Source organism: Promicromonospora kroppenstedtii (genome assembly GCF_044389675.1).
Taxonomy (GTDB): Bacteria; Actinomycetota; Actinomycetes; order Actinomycetales; family Cellulomonadaceae; genus Promicromonospora; species Promicromonospora kroppenstedtii.
The window spans coordinates 78,954-97,095 of record NZ_JBIRYI010000020.1 but is presented as its reverse complement, the minus strand read 5'-3'; the positions used below and the strand labels follow the sequence as shown (position 1 = coordinate 97,095).

Genomic DNA, 18,142 nt, shown 5'->3' with positions numbered 1-18,142 from the left:
GGCTGGCTGCACTACTACAACCACCACCGAGCCCACACAGCGATCGGCAACCAACCACCCATCACCCGACTGAACAACCTCCCTGAACATCACACTTAGGCCTCGAAGGAGAAGGGCCCACGTGGTTCGGCGTCGGCCCCGTCCCTCGGCCGGTCCACCTGGTTGGGCGCGGGACCCGCCAGACGCACGAAAAAGGCCCTCCGGGTCAGCATTTCTGCTGGCCGGAGGGCCTTTCACATGGTCGGGGTGACAGGATTTGAACCTGCGACCTCTTCGTCCCGAACGAAGCGCGCTACCAAGCTGCGCCACACCCCGATGGAGTCCACCGCGCATCGGGCACGAAGCCCTTCCGCGGAAGCCTGCTCAGAATAGCCGACGCATGGCCCGGAACGGAAACCGAATCCGTAGTGGCTCCGATCACGCCCGTTCCGGGCCACCCGTGAGGGTGCTACGCGAGCTCGACGACGAGCTCCACCTCGACCGGCGAGTCCATCGGGAGGACCGCCACGCCGACCGCGGAGCGTGCGTGCAGACCGGCGTCGCCGAAGATCTCGCCGAGCACGGTGGAGGCGCCGTTGATGACGCCGGGCTGGCCCGTGAACGACGGGTCGCTCGCGACGAAGCCCACGACCTTGACGATCCGGGAGATCGAGTCGAGCGAGCCGGTGATCGACCGGACGGCCGCCAGCGCGTTCAGGGCGCAGGTACGGGCGTAGACCGCGGCGTCGTCGGGGGAGACCAGCCCCTCGCCCTCACCGACCTTGCCGGTGGCCTGCAGCGCGCCCTCCGCGAAGGGGAGCTGGCCGGACGTGTAGACGTAGCGGCCGGTCTGGACGGCCGGCACGTAGGCGGCGACCGGGGCCGCCACCTCGGGAAGCGTGATGCCCAGCTCGGCGAGCCGCTGCTCGTGGTTCATGCGTCACCGCCCGTGGGGCGCTTCAGGTAGGCGACGAGCCCGGTGCCGTCGGGTCCGGGGACCACCTGCACGAGCTCCCAGCCGTCCGAGCCCCATTGGTCGAGGATCGCCTTGGTGTTGTGAATGAGGAGGGGGATCGTCGCGTACTCCCACTTCGTTGCCATGCCGACGATGCTAGCCCGCGATCGGCGACGGCGATTCCGCACGAGACCTGCACACCGGCCGGGTCGGTTTTCGGCGTGCCCTGTCAGTGACACCCCGTAACCTGGGCGCATGGCCATGGCGAACCCTCGCGAGCCGCGCCGGATCACTCGGACCATACCCGCGGCTCAGCTCATCGGACTCCTTCTCGCATTCGTGCTCACGGCTGGTGCCGGTGGTGTGATCGCGGCCGGGCTGGTGATCCCGCTGGCGTCCGGCATGGACACCGCGGTCGACACCGGGGTCGAGGTGTTCGAGGAGGTGCCCGCCGAGCTGGTGCCGGGGCCGCTGTCGGAGCAGTCGCAGCTCTACGCGTCCGACGGCAAGACGAAGCTGGCGACGTTCTACCAGCAGAACCGCATCGTCGTGCCGCTCGACAAGGTCTCCGAGCACATGAAGAACGCCGTCATCGCCATCGAGGACGAGCGGTTTTACACGCACGGCGGCGTGGACCCCGAGGGCATCTCGCGTGCCGCGCTGCAGAACTTCGGCGGCGGTGACACCCAGGGCGCGTCCACGCTGACGCAGCAGTACGTGAAGAACGTGCTGATCGAGGAGTCCCTCCGGGCCGGTGACACGTTCGGCGTGCTGGAGGCCCGCGAGAGCTCGCTCACCCGAAAGCTGCGCGAGGCGAAGCTCGCGATCGCCATCGAGAAGGAGATGTCCAAGGACGACATCCTCCAGGGCTACCTCAACATCGCGCAGTTCGGCACGAGCGTGTACGGCGTCGAGACAGCCTCGCAGCACTACTTCAACAAGTCCTCGAAGGACCTGTCGGTCGTCGAGGCGGCGACGATCGCCGGCATCACCAAGGCGCCGAGCCAGTTCGACCCGGTGGCCAACCCCGAGGACGCGGAGGTGCGCCGCAACCTCGTGATCGGGAAGATGTGGCAGCTCGGCTACATCTCCACCGCCGAGCGCGACGAGGCGATGGCCACCAAGCTCGCGGACACGCTCGACGTCCAGCCCATCGAGGTCGGTTGCGACTCGGCGGGTGGCGCGGCCTTCTTCTGCGACTACGTGATCAAGGAGATCATGGCGAACCCCGAGTTCGGGGAGACTCGTCAGGACCGGTACGACCTGCTGTACCGCGGCGGCCTCCGGATCGTCACCACCATGGACGTCAAGATGCAGAAGGCCGCCGCGAAGACGATCCGCCAGGCGGTTCCGGCCGACAACGCCTACGACCTCGAGGCCGCGGTCACCTCGGTCGAGCCGGGCACCGGCAAGATCAAGGCGATGGCGCAGAACGTGCCGTACAACCCCCGGGCAGAGTCGGAGGGGCGGACGACCGCGCAGAACTACTCCGCGGACTACAACCACGGCAACTCGCGCGGGTTCCAGGTGGGCTCCAACTTCAAGCCGTTCGTGCTCGCCGAGTGGCTGCGCAGCGGGCACACGCTCCAGGACCGCGTCAGCGCCAACTCCTTCTCGGCCTACGAGACGGAGTTCACGGCCAACGGCTGCGTGCACGCCTTCACGCACCAGCCGTGGAACGTGTCGAACGTGGACGGGTCCGCCAGCGGGACGGTGAGCGTGCTCCAGGGCACCTTCCAGTCCCTCAACACGGTGTACGCCCGCATGTCGCAGCAGCTCGATCTCTGCCAGGTGCAGAAGACGGCCTGGGACGTCGGCTTCCGGCCGATGACGTCGGGCCTGACCTACGAGGGCGTCGGGCAGTTCCGCACGATCGACGACCCGAAGCAGAAGGACATCGACGTCCTGGCGTCGATGACCCTCGGCACCCAGGCCTCGACGCCGGTCAACCAGGCCGCCGCGTTCGCGACCTTCGCGTCGGGCGGCACCTACTGCAACCCCGTCGCGATCCTCGAGGTCAAGGACCACGAGGGCAAGAACATCGACGTCCCGTCGGCAGACTGCAAGCAGACGCTGGAGCCCGAGGTCGCCAACACCGTGGCGTACGCCATGACCAAGGTCTTCCAGACCAGCCCGTTCGGTACGGCCTGGGCGTTGTCCCCGGGCCTCGGCGACGGCCGCCCCGTGGCCGGCAAGACCGGTACGACGAACGACGCCATGCAGAGCTGGTTCACCGGCTACACGCCCGAGCTCTCCACCTCGGTCTGGGTGGGCGAGGCAAGCGGCAACGTGCCGCACATGAACGTGTACCTGCCGGCGATGTCCTGGTACGACAGCTCGGCCAAGGTCGGCCCGATGTACGGCGGTACCATCGCCGCGCCCACGTGGCGCCGGTACATGGATCAGGCCGTGGCCGGCCTGCCGAAGACGGCGTTCCCGGCCCCCGACCCCCGGCTCGTCGGCAAGCAGCCGGTCACGCCCAAGCCGAGCAACAGCAACGACGGCGGGAACAACGGCGGCGGGAGCAACGGCGGCGACAGCGACGGCGGTGGTGACAACGGCGGCGGCGGCGACAACGGCGGCGGTGGTCGTGGCGGCCCCGGCGGCGGTGGCGACAACGGCGGAGACGACTGATCCGCATGGGGACGCTGGGTAACGTCGGCAGGGCCCTCGGGATCGTCGGGGGTATCGCCGTCGCCGGTATCGCCTACGCGCACCTGGAGAGCAAGCTCTTCCGGGTGCGCCGGGTGACCGTCCCGGTGCTGCCCCCGGGGCAGCGCCCGATCCGGATCCTGCACATCGCCGACCTGCACCTGACCCCGAGCCAGCGCACCAAGCAGGCCTGGGTCCGGTCACTCGCCGCGCTCGAGCCCGACCTGGTGATCAACACGGGCGACAACTTCGGGCACCAGCAGTCGCTGGCCCCGCTGCTCGACGTCCTGGGCCAGCTCATGGACGCGCCCGGCGCGTTCGTCATGGGGTCGAACGACTACTACGCGCCGTCGTTCAAGAACCCGGCCCGGTACCTGCTGCCGGACGCCCGCGTCGAGGGCGGCGAGAAGGTTCCGCTGCCGACCGAGTCGCTCCGCAAGGCGTTCACCGACGCCGGCTGGGTCGACCTGGACAACCGGCGCGGCCTCGTCGAGCTACGTGACGGGCGTACGGTCGGACTGGTCGGCATGGACGACCCGCACCTCGACCTCGACGTCATGCCCGAGCCGGGCCGGGCGCCGGGCGAGGAGGACGCCGTGCTGCGCCTCGGCGTCGTGCACGCGCCCTACCAGCGGGTCCTGAACCAGCTCAAGGATGACGACGTCGACGCGATCATCGCGGGCCACACCCACGGTGGGCAGCTGTGCCTGCCGTGGTACGGCGCCCTCGTGACCAACTGCGACCTGGACCGCGGTCGCGCGTCCGGCCTGCACGGCTGGCCCGGTCCGCGCCCTGACCGTGAGGGCGGCGAGGACTCGACGTGGCTGCACGTCTCGGCGGGAGCCGGCACGTCGCCGTACACCCAGGTGCGGTTCGCGTGCCCCCCTGAGGCGACGCTGATGACCCTGACGGCACGCGGGGTCTGATCGGACGACAAGGAGGCCAGGTGATCCGAGCGGATCACCTGGCCTCCTGCTCGTCGCGCCTCAGCGCGCCCGGCGCTCCAGCCGGTCGAGGTCCAGCAGCACGACGGCGCGGCCCTCACGGCGCACCCAGCCGCGGGTCGCGAAGTCGGCCAGGGCCTTGTTCACGGTCTCGCGGGAGGCACCGACGAGCTGCGCCAGCTCCTCCTGCGTGAGGTCGTGCGCCACGCGGATGCCGTCGTCGTTCGGCTCGCCGAAGCGGGTCGACAGGTCCAGCAGCGCCTTGGCGACGCGGCCGGGGACGTCGGAGAACACCAGGTCCGCGAGGGTCTCGTTGGTGCGGCGCAGCCGGCGCGCGAGCGCGCCCAGCAGCTGGGTCGCGACACCCGGGTGATCCGCGATCCACTTCACGAGCGACTCGTGACGCAGCTCGTAGACCACCGAGTCAGAGACGGACGAGGCCGACGCCGTGCGGGGGCCCGGGTCGAACAGGGACAGCTCACCGAACATCTCGCCCGGGCCCAGGATCGACAGCAGGTTCTCGCGGCCATCGCTCGACCGGCGACCCAGCTTGATCTTGCCCTGCGCGATGACATACAGCCGGTCGCCCGGTTCGCCCTCGCGGAAGAGCACGTCACCCCGGACCAGCTCCACGGGCACCATGGACTCGAAGAGCGCGTGCGTCTCCTCGCCTTCCATGTCCGCGAAGAGGGGGGCAGAGAGTACGACTTCGTCGTCCACCAGTGGTGTCCTCACGTGTCGGGGACTTTCGTCCATCAGTCTTTTCCACCTCTCAGTCTGCCTCAATGTCACGAGATTGCCGGGTCATCGGTGTCTCTCGTGGCGTCCGCGTGGCGTGCAGCCCGACGCGATCGTCCGCCTCATGCGGGATGTCGGCTTTGCCCAGCACGAAGTAGGACGCCCGTCCATAAATCCTAGGGGTGCCACCTGGGAGTTCGGAACGGGCGTCCTGGGAACCGGTCAGGGAACCTCGCGCTGCTCCGGTCCGACGTACTCGCACACCGGCCGGATCAGCGAGTTGGCGGCCCGCTGCTCCATGATGTGTGCCGTCCACCCCGTGATCCGGGAGGCCACGAACAGCGGCGTGAAGATGTTCGTGTCGAACCCGATCAGGTGGTACGCCGGCCCGGCGGGGTAGTCCAGGTTGGGCTTGATGTTCTTCCGGCTGACCATGGCGTTCTCAAGGGCGTCGTACAGCTCGATCACCGCGGAGTCGCCATAGTGCGCGGCGAGGTCGCCGAGCACGGCCCGCATGGTCGGCACGCGGGAGTCGCCGTTCTTGTAGACCCGGTGGCCGAAGCCCATGATCTTCTTCTTCTGCGCGAGCGCGTCCTCGAGCCAGGCCTCTGCCTTGTCGGCCGTGCCGATCTCCTCGAAGGTGGCCTGCACGGCCTCGTTCGCGCCGCCGTGCAGCGGGCCCTTGAGGGCGCCGATGGCGCCCGTGACGGCCGAGTGCAGGTCGGCGAGCGTCGAGGTGATGACGCGCGCGGTGAACGTGGACGCGTTGAACGAGTGCTCGGCGTACAGCACCATCGAGGCCTCGAACGCCTGCACGACGGCGGGCTCGGCCTCCTTCCCGAACGTCATCCACAGGAAGTTGGCGGAATAGCCGAGGTCCTCGCGCGGGAGCACGATCTCCTGGCCCCGACGACGGCGCTGGTCGAGCGCGACGACGGCGGGCAGGACCGCCCACAGCCGCAGCGCCTTGGCGAGCTCGGCCTCGGGGGACGAGTCCTCGGCCTGTGGGTCGTGCGCGCCCAGGATCGACACCGCGGTGCGGCACACGTCCATGGGGTGGCAGTCGGTGGGCAGCTCGAGGATCGCGTCGCGGATGTTGTCCGGCAGCTCGCGGTGCACCCGCTCGGCCGCCGTCTGCTCGGTGAGCTGGGCGGGGGTCGGCAGCTCGCCGTGCCACAGCAGGTAGGCGACCTCCTCGAAGGACTTCTTCGCGGCCAGCTCCTGCACCGGGTAGCCCCGGTACAGCAGCGAGTTGGTGTCCGGGTTGACCTTCGAGATGGCCGACGTGTCGGCGACGACGCCGGCCAGACCCTTCCGGATCTCCGTGGTCTCGGTCATGAGCACTCCTTCGTGTCGAGACTCAGTCAGGGCTGGTAGGTGAAGACGTTCGAGTCGAAGTGGTTGTAGGCCGCGTAGTCGGTCAGCTCGTACAGCCGCGCGCGGGTCTGCATCTCGGGAACCAGGTCCGCCTGGGTGCCCGACGCCGCGATCTGGTCGAGTGCCCGTTCGGCGGCACCCATCGCGATGCGCAGCAGGGTGACGGGGTAGATCACGAGCCGCGCCCCGGCGTCGTGCAGCTGCTTCGCCGTGAAGAGCTCGGACTTGCCGAACTCCGTCATGTTGGCCAGCACCGGCACGTCGAGGGCCGAGGCGACGGCCTCGAACTCGGCGAGGTCCTTCATGGCCTCGGGGAAGATCGCGTCCGCCCCGGCGTCGGCCAGGGCCTTCGCCCGGTCGATCGCGAGCCTGAGCCCGCGCTCGCCCGGCTCGGTGCCGCGCACGTCGGTGCGCGCCATGATCAGGAAGTCGGGGTCGCGACGGCCGTCGACGGCGGCCCGGATGCGCCGGACGGCGTCGCCGAGCCCGACCACCTCCTTGCCGTCGAGGTGGCCGCATCGCTTGGGGTTGACCTGGTCCTCGACGTGGATGCCGGCTACGCCGGCGTCCTCCATGGTCTGGACCGTGCGGGCCACGTTCATGGGCTCGCCGAACCCGGTATCGGCGTCGGCGAGCACGGGCAGGTCGGTGACCCGGGCGATCTGCGCGGACCGGCCGGCCACCTCGGTGAGCGTCGTCAGGCCGATGTCGGGCAGGCCGAGGTCGGCGGACAGCACCGCGCCGGAGACGTAGACGCCGTCGAACCCCTTGTCCTGGATGAGCTTGGCGCTCAGCGGGTTGAACGCGCCCGGGAGCCGCAGCAGGTCCGGCCCGGCGAGCGCCTCGCGGAAGGCGCGGCGCTTCGCGGCGGGGGTGAGGTGCGAGTTGAGCATCAGGCACGCCCCAGCTCGAACAGGCCCGTCGGGGCCGCCACGGTGTCCAGCACCCCGGGCGCCGCCACGATCGTGAGCTCGCGGACCTCGGCGGGCGTGAGCTCCGGCAGTCGCTCGGCCAGGTCGAGGAAGCGCTCGATCTCGGCGTCCGTCAGGACACCGCCGGCCAGGGTGCGGAACTTGGCGACGTAGTTCGCGCGGGCGAACGGGCGGGCGCCCAGCGGGTGCGCGTCCGCGACGGCGATCTCGCGGGTCACCGTCTCCCCGCTGGTCAGCGTGATCTCGACGCGGCCGCCGAAAGCCTTCTCCGCGGGGTCGGTCGAGTGGTAGCGGCGCGTCCACTCCGCGTCCTCGGCCGTGGTGACCTTGCGCCACAGCTCGACCGTGTCGGGTCGCTGCGCGCGCTCGGGAGCGTAGGAGTCCACGTGGTGCCAGCCGCCGTCCTGCAGCGCGACCGTGAAGATGTAGGGCACCGAGTGGTCCAGGGTCTCGCGCGACGCCGTCGGGTCGTACTTCTGCGGGTCGTTCGCGCCGGAGCCGATCACGTAGTGCGTGTGGTGGCTGGTGTGCAGCACGATCGAGACGATGTTCGCCGGGTCGCGCAGCTCGGGGCGCTCGTTGCCCAGCGCGCGGGCCATGTCGATGATGGCCTGCGCCTGGTACTCCGCGGAGTGCTCCTTGGTGTACGTGTCGAGGATGCCCGTGCGCGGCTCGCCGGCCTCGGGGAGCACGACGTCGTAGGCCGCGTCCGGCCCGTCCAGGAGCCAGGCGACCACGCCGTCCTCGCCCTCGTAGATCGGCTCGGGAGAGGTCTGGCCGCGCATCGCGCGGTCCACGGCCTCGACCGCGAGCTTGCCCGCGAAGGCCGGCGCGTGCGCCTTCCACGTGGAGATCTGGCCCTTGCGGCTCTGCCGCGTGGCGGTCGTGGTGTGCAGGGCCTGGCCGATCGCCTGGAACACCGTCTCGGTGTCCAGCCCGAGCAGCGTGCCGATGCCGGCCGCCGCCGACGGTCCGAGGTGCGCCACGTGGTCGATCTTGTGCTTGTGCAGGCTGATCGCGCGGACCAGGTCCACCTGGATCTCGTAGCCGGTCACGATGCCGCGTACCAGGTCCCGGCCGTCGCGGCCGGCGTGCTGGGCCACCGCGAGGATCGGCGGGATGTTGTCGCCCGGGTGGGAGTACTCGGCCGCGAGGAAGGTGTCGTGGAAGTCGAGCTCGCGGACGGCGACTCCGTTGGCCCATGCCGCCCACTCGGGGCTGCTCGTGGCCTCGGCGTCGAGGCCGAAGACGGTGGAGCCGGGCGTGTACGGGTGCGCCTGCGCCTGCGACCGGGCGGCGACGGCGGGGCCGCGCGTGAGGCTGGCCGCCGCGACCGCGGCGTTGTCGATCACGCGGTTGATCACCATGTCGGTGACCTCGGCCGTGGGCTCGACGGTGTCGGTGGCGAGCTCCGCGAGCTTCCAGGCGAGCTGGTCGGTGCGCTTGAGCGGCTCGGCGGACGGGTAGACGCGCAGGTGGTGCGTGTACGGCATGGTGACTCTTCCTCGATTCACGTGGACCGTCGTGTGGTCCGTCGGTCTGCCCGGACCGTCGGGCGGGCATCGGGTCGCGACCGCTCGGCTGGTGGACGGCGGATGCGTCCTTGACCTTCTCATACTCCGCGTCCTAGGTACACGGACCAGACCCGTGCCAAGTTCCCGGTGCCGGCGATCCCCGGCCCGATGTCAGTGGGGATCGTTAGTGTGGCGACGTGACCGTCAGCGAACGCGAATCCGAGAAGCACTCCAAGAATGCGCCGGAGAGCAGGCTGGCGCTCGTGCGCCGGGCGCGGCGCATCAACCGCACGCTCGCGCAGACCTATCCGGACGCGCGGGCCGAGCTGGACTTCCGCACGCCCCTGGAGCTGTTGGTGGCGACCGTGCTGAGCGCGCAGACCACCGACGTCCGCGTCAACCAGACCACGCCCGAGCTGTTCGTCATGTACCCCGACGCGCAGGCCTACGCGGAGGCCAACCCGGAGGAGCTCGAGGAGATCCTGCGGCCGCTCGGCTTCTTCCGGGCCAAGGCCCGGGCCGTGATCGGTCTGGGCAAGGCGCTCGTCGAGCGGTTCGACGGCGAGGTCCCGGGAAAGCTGAAAGATCTGGTCACGCTGCCCGGCGTGGGGCGCAAGACGGCGAACGTGGTGCTCGGCAACGCGTTCGGGGTACCCGGGATCACGGTGGACACGCACTTCGGGAGGGTGGCGCGCCGCCTGGGCCTGACCACCGAGGAGGACCCGGTGAAGGTCGAGGCCGAGGTGGGCGAGCTGTTCCCGAAGAAGGACTGGACGATGCTCAGCCACCACCTCGTGTGGCACGGGCGGCGCGTGTGCCTGGCCCGCACCCCGGCGTGCGGGGCGTGCAGCATCAAGGACCTGTGCCCGTCCTACGGGGCGGGCGAGACCGACCCCGACAAGGCGGCCAAGCTGGTGCGGCCCGCGCCCGAGCGCTCGGCCCTGGCGGGCCTGCCGCTGAAGTAGCTACGCCACCCGCGCCAGCCAGTCCAGCAGGATCTCGTTGACCCGGTCGGGTGCCTCCTCGGGGAGGAAGTGCCCGGCCCCGGGGACCAGCTCGTCCACGTCCGCGCGATCGGGCCGCAGGAACCCGTCCAGGCCCCCCTGGACCTGCAGCGCGGGCACCTCCAGCGGGCGGCGCAGCGCGGCGCCGAACCGGCGCCCGTCCATCCGGGGCCTCGACCGCACCGCCCAGCGCAGGGCCTCGGCCGCGGAGTGCGCGGCGAACGGGATGCGCATGACGGCCCGGTAGAGGTCCACGACGTCATCGGGCAGCGGGGCGCCCGCCCCCAGGTCGAGGGTGCGGCGCACCAGGTCGCCCTTGATCAGCGCCCGCTCCGGCAGTGTCGGGACCTGCACGAACGCGAGCGCGCGCAGGGCGGCGGGCGTGAGCGCCCCGCCGTCGCGCGGGCGCACCCTGGCGGGGTGCGGGCTCGCCAGCGCGGCGACCGCCGTCGTCGTGCCCGGGTGGAGGGACGCGACGGCCCAGGCGAGCGTGCCGCCCGTGCCGTGCCCCACGACCACCGCCTGCTCGCGTCCGAGCGAGCGCACCACGCCGGCGACGTCGGCCGCCCGGGCGGGCACCGCGTAGCCCGACGGCGGCTTGTCCGAACCACCCACGCCACGCACGTCCATCGCGGCGACGCGGTAGCCGGCGTCGGCCAGGGCGGGTATCTGCGCGCGCCACGCCCACCAGAACTGCGGGTAACCGTGCAGCAGGAGCACCAGGGGAGCGGAACGGCCCTCGGGCCCGGCGACCGCCACGTGGAAGCGGGAGCCGCCGGAGGACACGAACTCGTGCTGCCACGGCCCCTCGACGAGGGCGCACGCGTAGTCGCTGGCGGCTGCCGTGCGGACGGCCGTTCTGGCCGAGAGTGCGGTCACAGCTACGAATTTACGTGCTCACCGCGTGGTCTGCCCGGGTTCGGGGCCGGGTCAGTTCCCGGCCTGCGCCACGCGCTTCCCGGCGGGGCCGCCGTTCGGGTCCTCGGCCTGCTTGGCGTCGGACGCCGGCTTGTTCTCCGGTGCCGGTGGCTCCTCGACCGCGCGCTCCTTGGGCGGGTCGAACCGGTAGCCCACGTTGCGCACCGTGCCGATGAGCTGCTCGTGCTCGGGGCCGAGCTTGGCGCGCAGGCGCCGCACGTGCACGTCGACCGTGCGGGTGCCCCCGTAGTAGTCGTAGCCCCAGACCTCCTGCAGCAGCTGGGCCCGCGTGAACACGCGGCCCGGGTGCTGCACCAGGTACTTGAGGAGCTCGAACTCCTTGTAGGTCAGGTCGATGGGGCGGCCGCGGAGCCGGGCGGTGTACCCGCCGGCGTCGATCGCGAGCTCGCCCGCGGAGATCTCCTGCTGCGACTCCTCGGCCGGGCCACGCGCCGAGCGCTCCACCACGAGACGCAGCCGCGCCTCGACCTCGGCGGGCGACGCCGACTCCAGCAGGAGGTCATCGGCACCCCACTCGTGGGTCACGACCGTCAGGCCGCCCTCGGTGAGGATCAGGACGAGCGGCACCGTCAGGCCGGTGGCGTGCAGCAGGCGGCAGGTGGTGCGGGCCGCGACCAGGTCGCGGCGGGCATCCAGCAGCACGACGTCCGCGTCCGGGGCGTCGACGAGCGCGGAGGGCTCCATCGGGAGCACCCGCACCCGATGGGACAGCAGTCCCAGTGCGGGCAGTACCTCGGCCGACCCGCCGGTGGCGGGCGTGAGGATCAACAGCTCTGCCATTGACGCACCTCCTCTCGGAACCGGCGTCCTGCTACCGTCCCTGGCTCGGGTCTCGCTGCAGCGAGACGTCCGTCGCGTCCAACTGGCTCTGCGGAAGTCTGCCCTGTTGCTTGTTGCGTGCATGTTACACGCCCTTTTCCTGAGCACCACCATGCTGGTCAGGAGCCGTGACGTTCGCATGACGCGAGTGTTGCTCGTCTCGCTCAGGCCCGGGATATCGGGCCTTCCGCGCCGCGATTGAGGCAACTCGTGAACTCTCTGGAAAACTCTGAGCCGTGTCCGTCTCCACCCGCGCCGTGACGACCGCCGCGCTCGCGGCCCTCGTCGCCGCCGCGTCCTACGTCCAGCCCCGGCCCCTGCCCCTGGTGGGCGCGGTCGTGGTCCTGGTGGTCCTCGTCGCGCTGGGGTGGCCGTCGCTGCTGCGCCTGCCCGCGTCCGGGAGCACCCGGGTGGTCGTGGCGCTCTGCGGCCTGGGGGGTGCGGGCGCCGTGTACTTCACCCAGGGCGAGCCCGTGCTGCGGCACCTGCCGATGGTGCTGGCGGGCGCCGTGGTGCTCGCCTTCATCGCGCAGATGCTCCGGCGCGACGGGCGCCCCCAGCTCACCGAGTCCGTCTCGGGCACCGTGGCCGGCGTCGTCGTGGCGATCTCCGCCGCCGGCTGGATCGCCGCCGCCCGGTCCGACGCCGGGGCCGCTCTCGTCGTGACCAGCGCGGTGGCGCTCGCGGTCGCGGCGGCGGTGTCGGCGCTGCCGGTGCGTGGCTGGGTGGCGCTCGGCATCTCCGCCGTCGCCGCCGTGGTGGTGGGTGGGGCGGCCGGCACGCTGCTGCCGAACATCGACACCGTGAGCGGCCTCTGGTGCGGCCTGGTCGCGGGCATCGTGGTGGGTGCGCTGCACCTGCTGCTCGAGCGGCTGCCCGCTCGCGGCGCGCGCCTGGCCGGGCTCTCGGCGGCCGCGCTGCCCGTCGCGGTGTGCGGCATCTTCGTGTTCGTCGTGGGTCGGATGGTCATCCTCTGAGGTGACCGGCCCGGTCCGCCTCAGGACTGGCGGATCATCTCGCCCGCGATCTCGATCCGGACCTTCTTGGCGACCAGGACGCCGCCTGCCTCGAGCGCGACGTTCCAGAGCAGGCCCCACTCCTCGCGCTCGATCTCGCAGCTGCCGTGGAAGCCGAAGATGTCCTGCCCGTAAGGGTCGTGCCCCACGCCGCCGAACTCGCACTCCAGCGTGACCGGACGCGTCGTGCCGCGCACGGTCAGCAGGCCGTCCATGACGAACTTGGTGAACGAGCCGTCCGCCTGGGTCGGGTCGTGCGGCCGCCGGCCCGCGGTGCCGGCCTTGAGGCGCGCCCACGAGAAGATCGGGTCCACCTGGGTGCGCATCCGGAACCCGGTGCTGCGGAACTCGATGGTGGGGTGGTTCTCCACGTCGAGGAAGTCGGCGCTGCGCAGGTGCGTGTCGCGCTCGCCCACGTGCGTGTCCACGGAAGCTGCCTGGATGGTGCAGGTGACCTGCGACATCAGGGGGTCCTCACCGACGGTGACCGTCGCGGTGCCCTCGGCGAACTCGCCCCGGACGGGGCTGACCATCATGTGCATGGCGAGGAAGCCGAGCCGCTTGTGGTTCTGGTCGATCTGGTACACCCCGGCCGCCGGAATGGTCAGACCATTCCACGTTCGAGTTGGCAAAACTTCCATCCTAGACAATTCTCCTATATATGCGGATGCATGCACGCTACCACCGGGGCCTCGTCGGGCCGGGTGGCGTTTCGGCACCAGAAATACTGCTCCGACGGGTTGTGCAGACCAGGGAATCATGTGGACGGGCACCCGAGAAGGTCAGGTGCCCCCACTGTGACCGGCCTCATTGCCCATCCATATCGCGGATCAGGACTTGTCTGGACGAGCGAGGCACGGCAGGGTGGGCTAAATGTTGGGACAGGTGATTGCGCTGGTCGTGCTCGTGCTGGGCACGGCAGTGCTCGGCGTGTGGTGGTCGGCGCGGCAGGGGGCTGTCCGTGCACCCCGTGAGACCCCGGTCGGCATCGACTGGGCGTCCTCCGGGATCGCGCTGGCCGACCGGGTGACCTTCGTGCAGTTCTCCGCCGAGGTGTGTGCCGCGTGCCGCTCCACGTCACGGGTGCTCGGAGGGCTGACCGGCAAGGGTGACGGCGTCGCGCACCGCGAGGTGCTCGTCGACGACCACCTCGACCTGGTGCGCACCCTCGGCGTGCTCCGCACGCCCACGGTCCTGGTGGTCGACGGCGGTGGGCGCGAGGTCGCCCGGATGAGCGGCGTCGTCTCGGACACCCAGGCGCGGCAGGCGCTGAGCCGGGTGTCCAAGGGGGCGCTGGAGACAGAGGGGGAAGCGCGCTCATGAACGCGAGCAAGGGGATCGACCCGCGCGGGCCGCGGGTCGGGGCGAGCATCACGGCGGTGCTCCTGGCCGCCGTCGTCCTGCTGGGTGCGAGCACCGCGGGGCTGTGGCTGCTGACGTTCATCATGCTGAGCTTCGTGCTCGGCACGGTGCGCGGCGCCGAGGGCTCGTGGCAGGGCATGCTCTACAAGCGGTTCGTGCGGCCGCGGCTCGGCCCGCCCACGGAGATGGAGGACCGCCGCCCGCCGCGCTTCGCGCAGGGCGTCGGCCTGTTCGTCACCGGCGTGGGCGTGATCCTCGGCTTCTTCGGTGTGCTGCCGGCGGTGCCGATCGCGGCCGCGGCGGCCTTCGTCGCCGCCGCGCTCAACGCCGTCGTCGGGCTGTGCCTCGGGTGCGAGCTGTACCTGCTGCTCCGGCGGTCCGGCCTGGTCCGCGCCTGAGCGCCGCCTAGTAGACGAGTGCCTGGGCGCCGTCGCGCAGGATCTCCTCGGTGAACAGGGCCGAGCCCGCGATCCGGACTCCGGGCAGCACGTCGGCCTCGGTGATGCCGCGCCGCGCCGCGCACTGCGTGCAGACCGTGACGGTCCCGGCCGACAGGATCACCTCGATCAGGTCGGGCAGGGGCGTCGCGTGCTCCAGCTCGAGCTCGGCCGCGCGGCCGGGCAGCGCGAGCCAGGCGGACTCGCCGGTGAGCCACAGGCTCACCTCCGCGCCCGACGCGACGGCCGCGGCGGCCACGGTGAAAGCCTGGTTGGTGGCCTCGGGGCGGTCCAGGCCTGAGGTGGTCTTGATCACGAGCTGGCGCATGGGCCGACTGTAGGCGGTGGACGTTAGGATCGGCACCATGTCGATCCACGCCCTTGAGCTCATCTTCACCGGCCTCATCGTGGCGGTCGCAGTCGCGGTCGCCTGGTTCGCCGGCTACGTCGTCTACAAGCTGTACACCGGCCAGCGCTGATGACGTTCACCTTCCCGGACGGTCTCTCGCCCGAGGTCTACCCGCTGGCCTGGCTGGTCGGCCGCTGGCGCGGCGAGGGTGTGATCGACTACCCCGGCGTCGGCAAGAAGACCTTCGTGCAGGACCTGGTCTTCGACCACGACGGCGGCCCCTACCTGCGGTTCGAGTCCACGCTTCGGGTCCTGGAGAGCGTCGTCCCCGACAAGCTGCCCGCCGACGGCGAGTGGCCGGCCCCCGTGGCGGACCCGACGGACGCCGAGGCCGAGGCGCCGGAGACCGCCGAGGTGGGCGGGCCCGGGACGGTCTGGTCGACCGAGACCGGCTACTGGCGTGTGTCCACCGACCGCCCCGAGGGGCTCGAGGAGAACAAGCACGCGCTCGAGGTGCTCGTGGCTGACGCCTCCGGGCGCATCACCGTCTACATCGGCGCCGCGGGCAACGGGCGGATCGACCTCGCCTCGGATGCGATCGCGCGGACGTCGACGGCATCCGAGGTGCGCGCCTCCAAGCGGCTGTACGGCCTGGTGCAGGGCCGGCTGCTGTGGGTCGAGGAGCTCGCCGCGTTCGGCGAGCCGCTGCGTTCCTACGCCTCGGCCGAGCTGGACCGGCAGTAACCGAACACCGGCGGGAATGCCCCGCCCGTTCCCGACGCTGCACCTGAGGTGAGCATGGATTACGAGAGCCCCCTGCTGAGCCGGCGCGGCGCGGTCGCCGCCGCCGGGCCCGACGCCGGGGTCGCCTGGCACTACGGCGACCCGACGGCCGAGCAGCGCGCGCTGTCGCGCGGCGGGGCCGTCGTCGACCAGTCGCACCTCGGGATCGTCCGCGTGGCCGGGCCCGACCGGCTGAGCTGGCTGCACTCGATCACCTCCCAGCAGCTCGAGGGCCTCGCGCCCCGGACCAGCACGGAGCTGCTCGTCCTGTCGCCGCAGGGCCACATCGAGCACGTCGCGGGCGTGGTGGACGACGGCGAGGCCACCTGGCTGATCACCGAGCGCGAGGCGGCGCCCGGCCTGGCCGGCTGGCTCGACCGCATGAAGTTCATGCTGCGCGTCGAGATCACCGACGTCACGGACGAGTGGGCTGCGATCGGCGAGCCCGTGGCCGCCGAGGGCGCGGAGGGCGAGCCGGTCACCTGGCACGACGCCTGGCCGAACGTCGTCGGCGGGGGCACGCGGTACGGCCCGGCCGAGGGCGAGCACCCGGGCGCGATGCGGCCGTGGCGGCTCGTGCTGGTGCCGCGCGCCGACCTGGAGTCCGAGGTCGCGGCCCGTGAGTCCGCGGGCTGGCCGCTCGCCGGTACCTGGGCCACCGAGGCCCTGCGGGTCGAGGCCTGGCGCCCGCGTCTCGCGCGCGAGGTCGACGGCCGCACCATCCCGCACGAGCTGGACTGGCTGCGCACCGCCGTGCACATCAACAAGGGCTGCTACCGCGGCCAGGAGACGGTCGCCCGGGTGCACAACCTCGGCCGCCCGCCGCGGCGCCTGGTCATGCTGCACCTCGACGGCTCCCAGCACCTGCTCCCGGAGGCGGGCGCGGAGGTGCGTCTGCCCGGGGCGGACGGCGCTCCCGGCAAGGTCGTCGGCACCCTCACGTCGATGGCCCGCCACCACGAGCTGGGGCCCATCGGCCTGGCCGTGCTCAAGCGCAACGTCCCGGAGGATGCCGAGCTCCTCGTCTCGGGCGATGTCTCGGGGCAGGCCATCGAGGTGTCGGCGGCGCAGGAGATCGTGGTGCCCGGCGACGGCATGTCCGTGGACCGGCCGGAGTCCCACGGCCCGCTGACCCCCGGCCTGCGCGGCCCGGCCAGCCTCATCTGACGCACCCGTGAGGGCGGGTGGCAGGATGCCACCGTGACCTCACTGCCCGGCCCCGCCGACGAGATGTGGCGCAAGGCCATGCGCACGCTCATGCTGCGCACCCGGCTGCGGCAGGGCTGGACCCGCGCGCGGGCGAGCCTGATCCCGATCGCACAGGCCTCGCTCGCCGCCGGCGTCGCGTACCTGATCGCGCGGTACGTGCTGGGGCACGAGCAGCCCTTCTTCGCGCCCGTCGCGGCCTGGGTGCTGCTCGGGTTCACCGCGCAGCGGGACGTGCGCCGGGTGTCCGAGATGGCCGTGGGCGTGGCGGTCGGCGTCGCCATGGGCGACCTGATCGTGCACCTGATCGGCTCCGGCTGGTGGCAGCTCAGCCTGGTGCTGTTCATCTCCGCCGTCGCCGCGCGGTTCATCGACCGGGGTGCGCTGCTGGTCACGCAGGCCGGGGTCCAGGCGATCATCGTGGTGGGCCTGCCGCAGGTCTCCGGGGGGCCCCTCGGGCGGTGGACCGACGCTCTGGTCGGTGGCGCCGTCGCGCTCACGGTCGCGCTGCTCACCCCGGGCGACACCCGGCGCCGTCCGCGGGCGCTCGCCGAGCGTGCCGTGACCGAGCTGGCCGAGACCCTGGAGACGCTCGCCCGCGGCCTGCGGTCGGACGACGCCGACGACGTCCGCGCGGCGCTCGTGCGCGGCCGGGCTTCGGAGCCGGTGCTCGCGGAGTGGCAGGAGGCCGCCCGCGACGCCCGCGAGCTGGCGCGGATCTCGGTGGGCCGCATCCACCGCGGCGAGCTGGCCCGGTTGGAGGACCAGGCGGTGCTCGTGGACCGCGTGATGCGGTCCGTGCGGGTGCTGGCCCGCCGCGTGCTCCCGGTGGTTGAGGGGGACCACGACGTCCAGCCGGTCGCAGAGCTGGTCGAGGGCTTCGCGTCCGGTGTGCGGCTCCTCGCCTCCGACTTCGGCTCGGGGGGCGACGGCGCCCGCGGGCGTGAGCTGCTGACTGCCCTGGCCGCCCAGCTGGACCCGCGGACCGTGGGCGAGGGCGACTGGCAGGTCCAGTCCCTCGTGATGCTCCTGCGCTCGCCGGTCGTCGACGCCCTGGAGGCGTCGGGCGCCGGCCCGGGCGAGGCTCGCGAGGCGCTGCCGGAGCTGTAGCGCGCGGTTGTCCACAGCCTGTGCAG

General features: G+C 71.6%; 19 protein-coding genes and 1 tRNA gene. 9 read left to right on the top strand and 11 right to left on the bottom strand.

Features of this window, described 5'->3' with window-relative positions; all coding sequences use genetic code 11:
• Positions 1 to 238: 238 nt before the first annotated feature.
• The 3 genes from ACH47X_RS24695 to ACH47X_RS24685 form a co-directional block, all read right to left on the bottom strand.
• Positions 239 to 315, bottom strand: a tRNA-Pro gene (locus ACH47X_RS24695).
• 133 nt (positions 316 to 448) lie between these two features.
• On the bottom strand, positions 449 to 916 hold the full coding sequence (locus ACH47X_RS24690; protein WP_397407783.1) for a RidA family protein: 468 nt from the start codon (positions 914 to 916) through the stop codon (positions 449 to 451).
• Complete coding sequence (locus tag ACH47X_RS24685; RefSeq protein WP_020017885.1) at positions 913 to 1,080, bottom strand: DUF4177 domain-containing protein; 168 nt, start codon at positions 1,078 to 1,080, stop codon at positions 913 to 915. Before ACH47X_RS24685 ends, ACH47X_RS24690 begins: the two co-directional genes overlap by 4 nt.
• A 109-nt stretch (positions 1,081 to 1,189) precedes the next feature.
• Here ACH47X_RS24685 and ACH47X_RS24680 point away from each other — a divergent pair, with 109 nt between their 5' ends.
• On the top strand, positions 1,190 to 3,568 hold the full coding sequence (locus tag ACH47X_RS24680) for a transglycosylase domain-containing protein (protein WP_397407781.1): 2,379 nt from the start codon (positions 1,190 to 1,192) through the stop codon (positions 3,566 to 3,568).
• Positions 3,569 to 3,573: 5 nt separating this feature from the next.
• Positions 3,574 to 4,512 carry a metallophosphoesterase gene (locus ACH47X_RS24675; protein ID WP_397407779.1) on the top strand — a complete coding sequence of 313 codons (939 nt, stop codon included), beginning with the start codon at positions 3,574 to 3,576 and terminating at the stop codon, positions 4,510 to 4,512.
• 60 nt (positions 4,513 to 4,572) lie between these two features.
• Here the strand turns inward: ACH47X_RS24675 and ACH47X_RS24670 are convergent, their stop codons facing one another.
• From ACH47X_RS24670 to ACH47X_RS24655, 4 genes are all read right to left on the bottom strand, one after another.
• Positions 4,573 to 5,250, bottom strand: coding sequence for a Crp/Fnr family transcriptional regulator (locus ACH47X_RS24670; protein ID WP_377219151.1), 678 nt, complete (start codon positions 5,248 to 5,250; stop codon positions 4,573 to 4,575).
• A gap of 240 nt (positions 5,251 to 5,490) precedes the next feature.
• On the bottom strand, positions 5,491 to 6,606 hold the full coding sequence (locus ACH47X_RS24665; protein ID WP_397407776.1) for a bifunctional 2-methylcitrate synthase/citrate synthase: 1,116 nt from the start codon (positions 6,604 to 6,606) through the stop codon (positions 5,491 to 5,493).
• A 26-nt stretch (positions 6,607 to 6,632) separates the two neighbouring features.
• Positions 6,633 to 7,538, bottom strand: a complete 906-nt coding sequence (prpB, locus tag ACH47X_RS24660; protein ID WP_397407774.1) for a methylisocitrate lyase — start codon at positions 7,536 to 7,538, stop codon at positions 6,633 to 6,635.
• The gene (locus tag ACH47X_RS24655; RefSeq protein WP_397407772.1) at positions 7,538 to 9,070 is read right to left on the bottom strand and encodes an MmgE/PrpD family protein; all 1,533 of its coding nucleotides are present in this window, start codon (positions 9,068 to 9,070) and stop codon (positions 7,538 to 7,540) included. Before ACH47X_RS24655 ends, prpB begins: the two co-directional genes overlap by 1 nt.
• A gap of 218 nt (positions 9,071 to 9,288) precedes the next feature.
• Here ACH47X_RS24655 and nth point away from each other — a divergent pair, with 218 nt between their 5' ends.
• Positions 9,289 to 10,056, top strand: a complete 768-nt coding sequence (gene nth, locus ACH47X_RS24650) for an endonuclease III (RefSeq protein WP_397407770.1) — start codon at positions 9,289 to 9,291, stop codon at positions 10,054 to 10,056.
• On the opposite strand, the gene ACH47X_RS24645 is transcribed toward nth, so the two are convergent.
• Together ACH47X_RS24645 and ACH47X_RS24640 are read right to left on the bottom strand one after the other, a co-directional pair.
• A complete protein-coding gene (locus ACH47X_RS24645) occupies positions 10,057 to 10,974 on the bottom strand; it encodes an alpha/beta fold hydrolase (protein ID WP_397407768.1) in 918 nt (305 codons plus the stop codon). It abuts the gene before it with no gap.
• 51 nt (positions 10,975 to 11,025) lie between these two features.
• Positions 11,026 to 11,814 carry a winged-helix domain-containing protein gene (locus ACH47X_RS24640; RefSeq protein WP_397407766.1) on the bottom strand — a complete coding sequence of 263 codons (789 nt, stop codon included), beginning with the start codon at positions 11,812 to 11,814 and terminating at the stop codon, positions 11,026 to 11,028.
• A 275-nt stretch (positions 11,815 to 12,089) separates the two neighbouring features.
• Between ACH47X_RS24640 and ACH47X_RS24635 the strand changes: the two genes are divergently transcribed.
• Positions 12,090 to 12,830 (top strand): hypothetical protein, encoded by a 741-nt coding sequence (locus ACH47X_RS24635; RefSeq protein WP_142040651.1) that lies wholly within the window; start codon positions 12,090 to 12,092, stop codon positions 12,828 to 12,830.
• Between the two features lie 20 nt (positions 12,831 to 12,850).
• On the opposite strand, the gene ACH47X_RS24630 is transcribed toward ACH47X_RS24635, so the two are convergent.
• On the bottom strand, positions 12,851 to 13,510 hold the full coding sequence (locus tag ACH47X_RS24630) for a YceI family protein (RefSeq protein WP_026366138.1): 660 nt from the start codon (positions 13,508 to 13,510) through the stop codon (positions 12,851 to 12,853).
• 244 nt (positions 13,511 to 13,754) lie between these two features.
• Between ACH47X_RS24630 and ACH47X_RS24625 the strand changes: the two genes are divergently transcribed.
• The gene (locus ACH47X_RS24625; RefSeq protein ID WP_397407763.1) at positions 13,755 to 14,192 is read left to right on the top strand and encodes a thioredoxin family protein; all 438 of its coding nucleotides are present in this window, start codon (positions 13,755 to 13,757) and stop codon (positions 14,190 to 14,192) included.
• The gene (locus ACH47X_RS24620) at positions 14,189 to 14,629 is read left to right on the top strand and encodes a DUF4395 domain-containing protein (RefSeq protein WP_020017899.1); all 441 of its coding nucleotides are present in this window, start codon (positions 14,189 to 14,191) and stop codon (positions 14,627 to 14,629) included. The genes ACH47X_RS24625 and ACH47X_RS24620 overlap by 4 nt, the downstream gene beginning before the upstream one ends.
• 7 nt (positions 14,630 to 14,636) lie before the next feature.
• Here ACH47X_RS24620 and ACH47X_RS24615 read toward each other — a convergent pair whose 3' ends face one another.
• The gene (locus ACH47X_RS24615; RefSeq protein WP_036961069.1) at positions 14,637 to 14,996 is read right to left on the bottom strand and encodes a DsrE family protein; all 360 of its coding nucleotides are present in this window, start codon (positions 14,994 to 14,996) and stop codon (positions 14,637 to 14,639) included.
• Positions 14,997 to 15,146: 150 nt separating this feature from the next.
• Here ACH47X_RS24615 and ACH47X_RS24610 point away from each other — a divergent pair, with 150 nt between their 5' ends.
• Genes ACH47X_RS24610 through ACH47X_RS24600 form a run of 3 tightly spaced genes read left to right on the top strand, consistent with a single transcriptional unit; the run spans position 15,147 to position 18,116 of the window.
• Entirely contained in the window at positions 15,147 to 15,761 is a 615-nt protein-coding gene (locus tag ACH47X_RS24610) for an FABP family protein (protein WP_397407761.1), read from the top strand.
• 54 nt (positions 15,762 to 15,815) lie between these two features.
• Complete coding sequence (gene ygfZ / locus ACH47X_RS24605) at positions 15,816 to 16,967, top strand: CAF17-like 4Fe-4S cluster assembly/insertion protein YgfZ (protein ID WP_397407759.1); 1,152 nt, start codon at positions 15,816 to 15,818, stop codon at positions 16,965 to 16,967.
• Between the two features lie 33 nt (positions 16,968 to 17,000).
• Positions 17,001 to 18,116 carry an aromatic acid exporter family protein gene (locus ACH47X_RS24600; RefSeq protein ID WP_397407757.1) on the top strand — a complete coding sequence of 372 codons (1,116 nt, stop codon included), beginning with the start codon at positions 17,001 to 17,003 and terminating at the stop codon, positions 18,114 to 18,116.
• Positions 18,117 to 18,142 lie beyond the last annotated feature (26 nt).

Bases quoted from the DNA above. Each gene is read 5' to 3' on its own strand.
- ygfZ (WP_397407759.1), top strand. From the start codon at position 15,816: ATGGATTACGAGAGCCCCCTGCTGAGCCGGCGCGGCGCGGTCGCCGCC.
- ACH47X_RS24620 (WP_020017899.1), top strand. From the start codon at position 14,189: ATGAACGCGAGCAAGGGGATCGACCCGCGCGGGCCGCGGGTCGGGGCG.
- ACH47X_RS24615 (WP_036961069.1), bottom strand. From the start codon at position 14,996: ATGCGCCAGCTCGTGATCAAGACCACCTCAGGCCTGGACCGCCCCGAG.
- ACH47X_RS24675 (WP_397407779.1), top strand. From the start codon at position 3,574: ATGGGGACGCTGGGTAACGTCGGCAGGGCCCTCGGGATCGTCGGGGGT.
- ACH47X_RS24685 (WP_020017885.1), bottom strand. From the start codon at position 1,080: ATGGCAACGAAGTGGGAGTACGCGACGATCCCCCTCCTCATTCACAAC.
- ACH47X_RS24680 (WP_397407781.1), top strand. From the start codon at position 1,190: ATGGCCATGGCGAACCCTCGCGAGCCGCGCCGGATCACTCGGACCATA.
- ACH47X_RS24690 (WP_397407783.1), bottom strand. From the start codon at position 916: ATGAACCACGAGCAGCGGCTCGCCGAGCTGGGCATCACGCTTCCCGAG.
- ACH47X_RS24655 (WP_397407772.1), bottom strand. From the start codon at position 9,070: ATGCCGTACACGCACCACCTGCGCGTCTACCCGTCCGCCGAGCCGCTC.
- ACH47X_RS24630 (WP_026366138.1), bottom strand. From the start codon at position 13,510: ATGGAAGTTTTGCCAACTCGAACGTGGAATGGTCTGACCATTCCGGCG.
- ACH47X_RS24610 (WP_397407761.1), top strand. From the start codon at position 15,147: ATGACGTTCACCTTCCCGGACGGTCTCTCGCCCGAGGTCTACCCGCTG.
- ACH47X_RS24640 (WP_397407766.1), bottom strand. From the start codon at position 11,814: ATGGCAGAGCTGTTGATCCTCACGCCCGCCACCGGCGGGTCGGCCGAG.
- ACH47X_RS24665 (WP_397407776.1), bottom strand. From the start codon at position 6,606: ATGACCGAGACCACGGAGATCCGGAAGGGTCTGGCCGGCGTCGTCGCC.
- prpB (WP_397407774.1), bottom strand. From the start codon at position 7,538: ATGCTCAACTCGCACCTCACCCCCGCCGCGAAGCGCCGCGCCTTCCGC.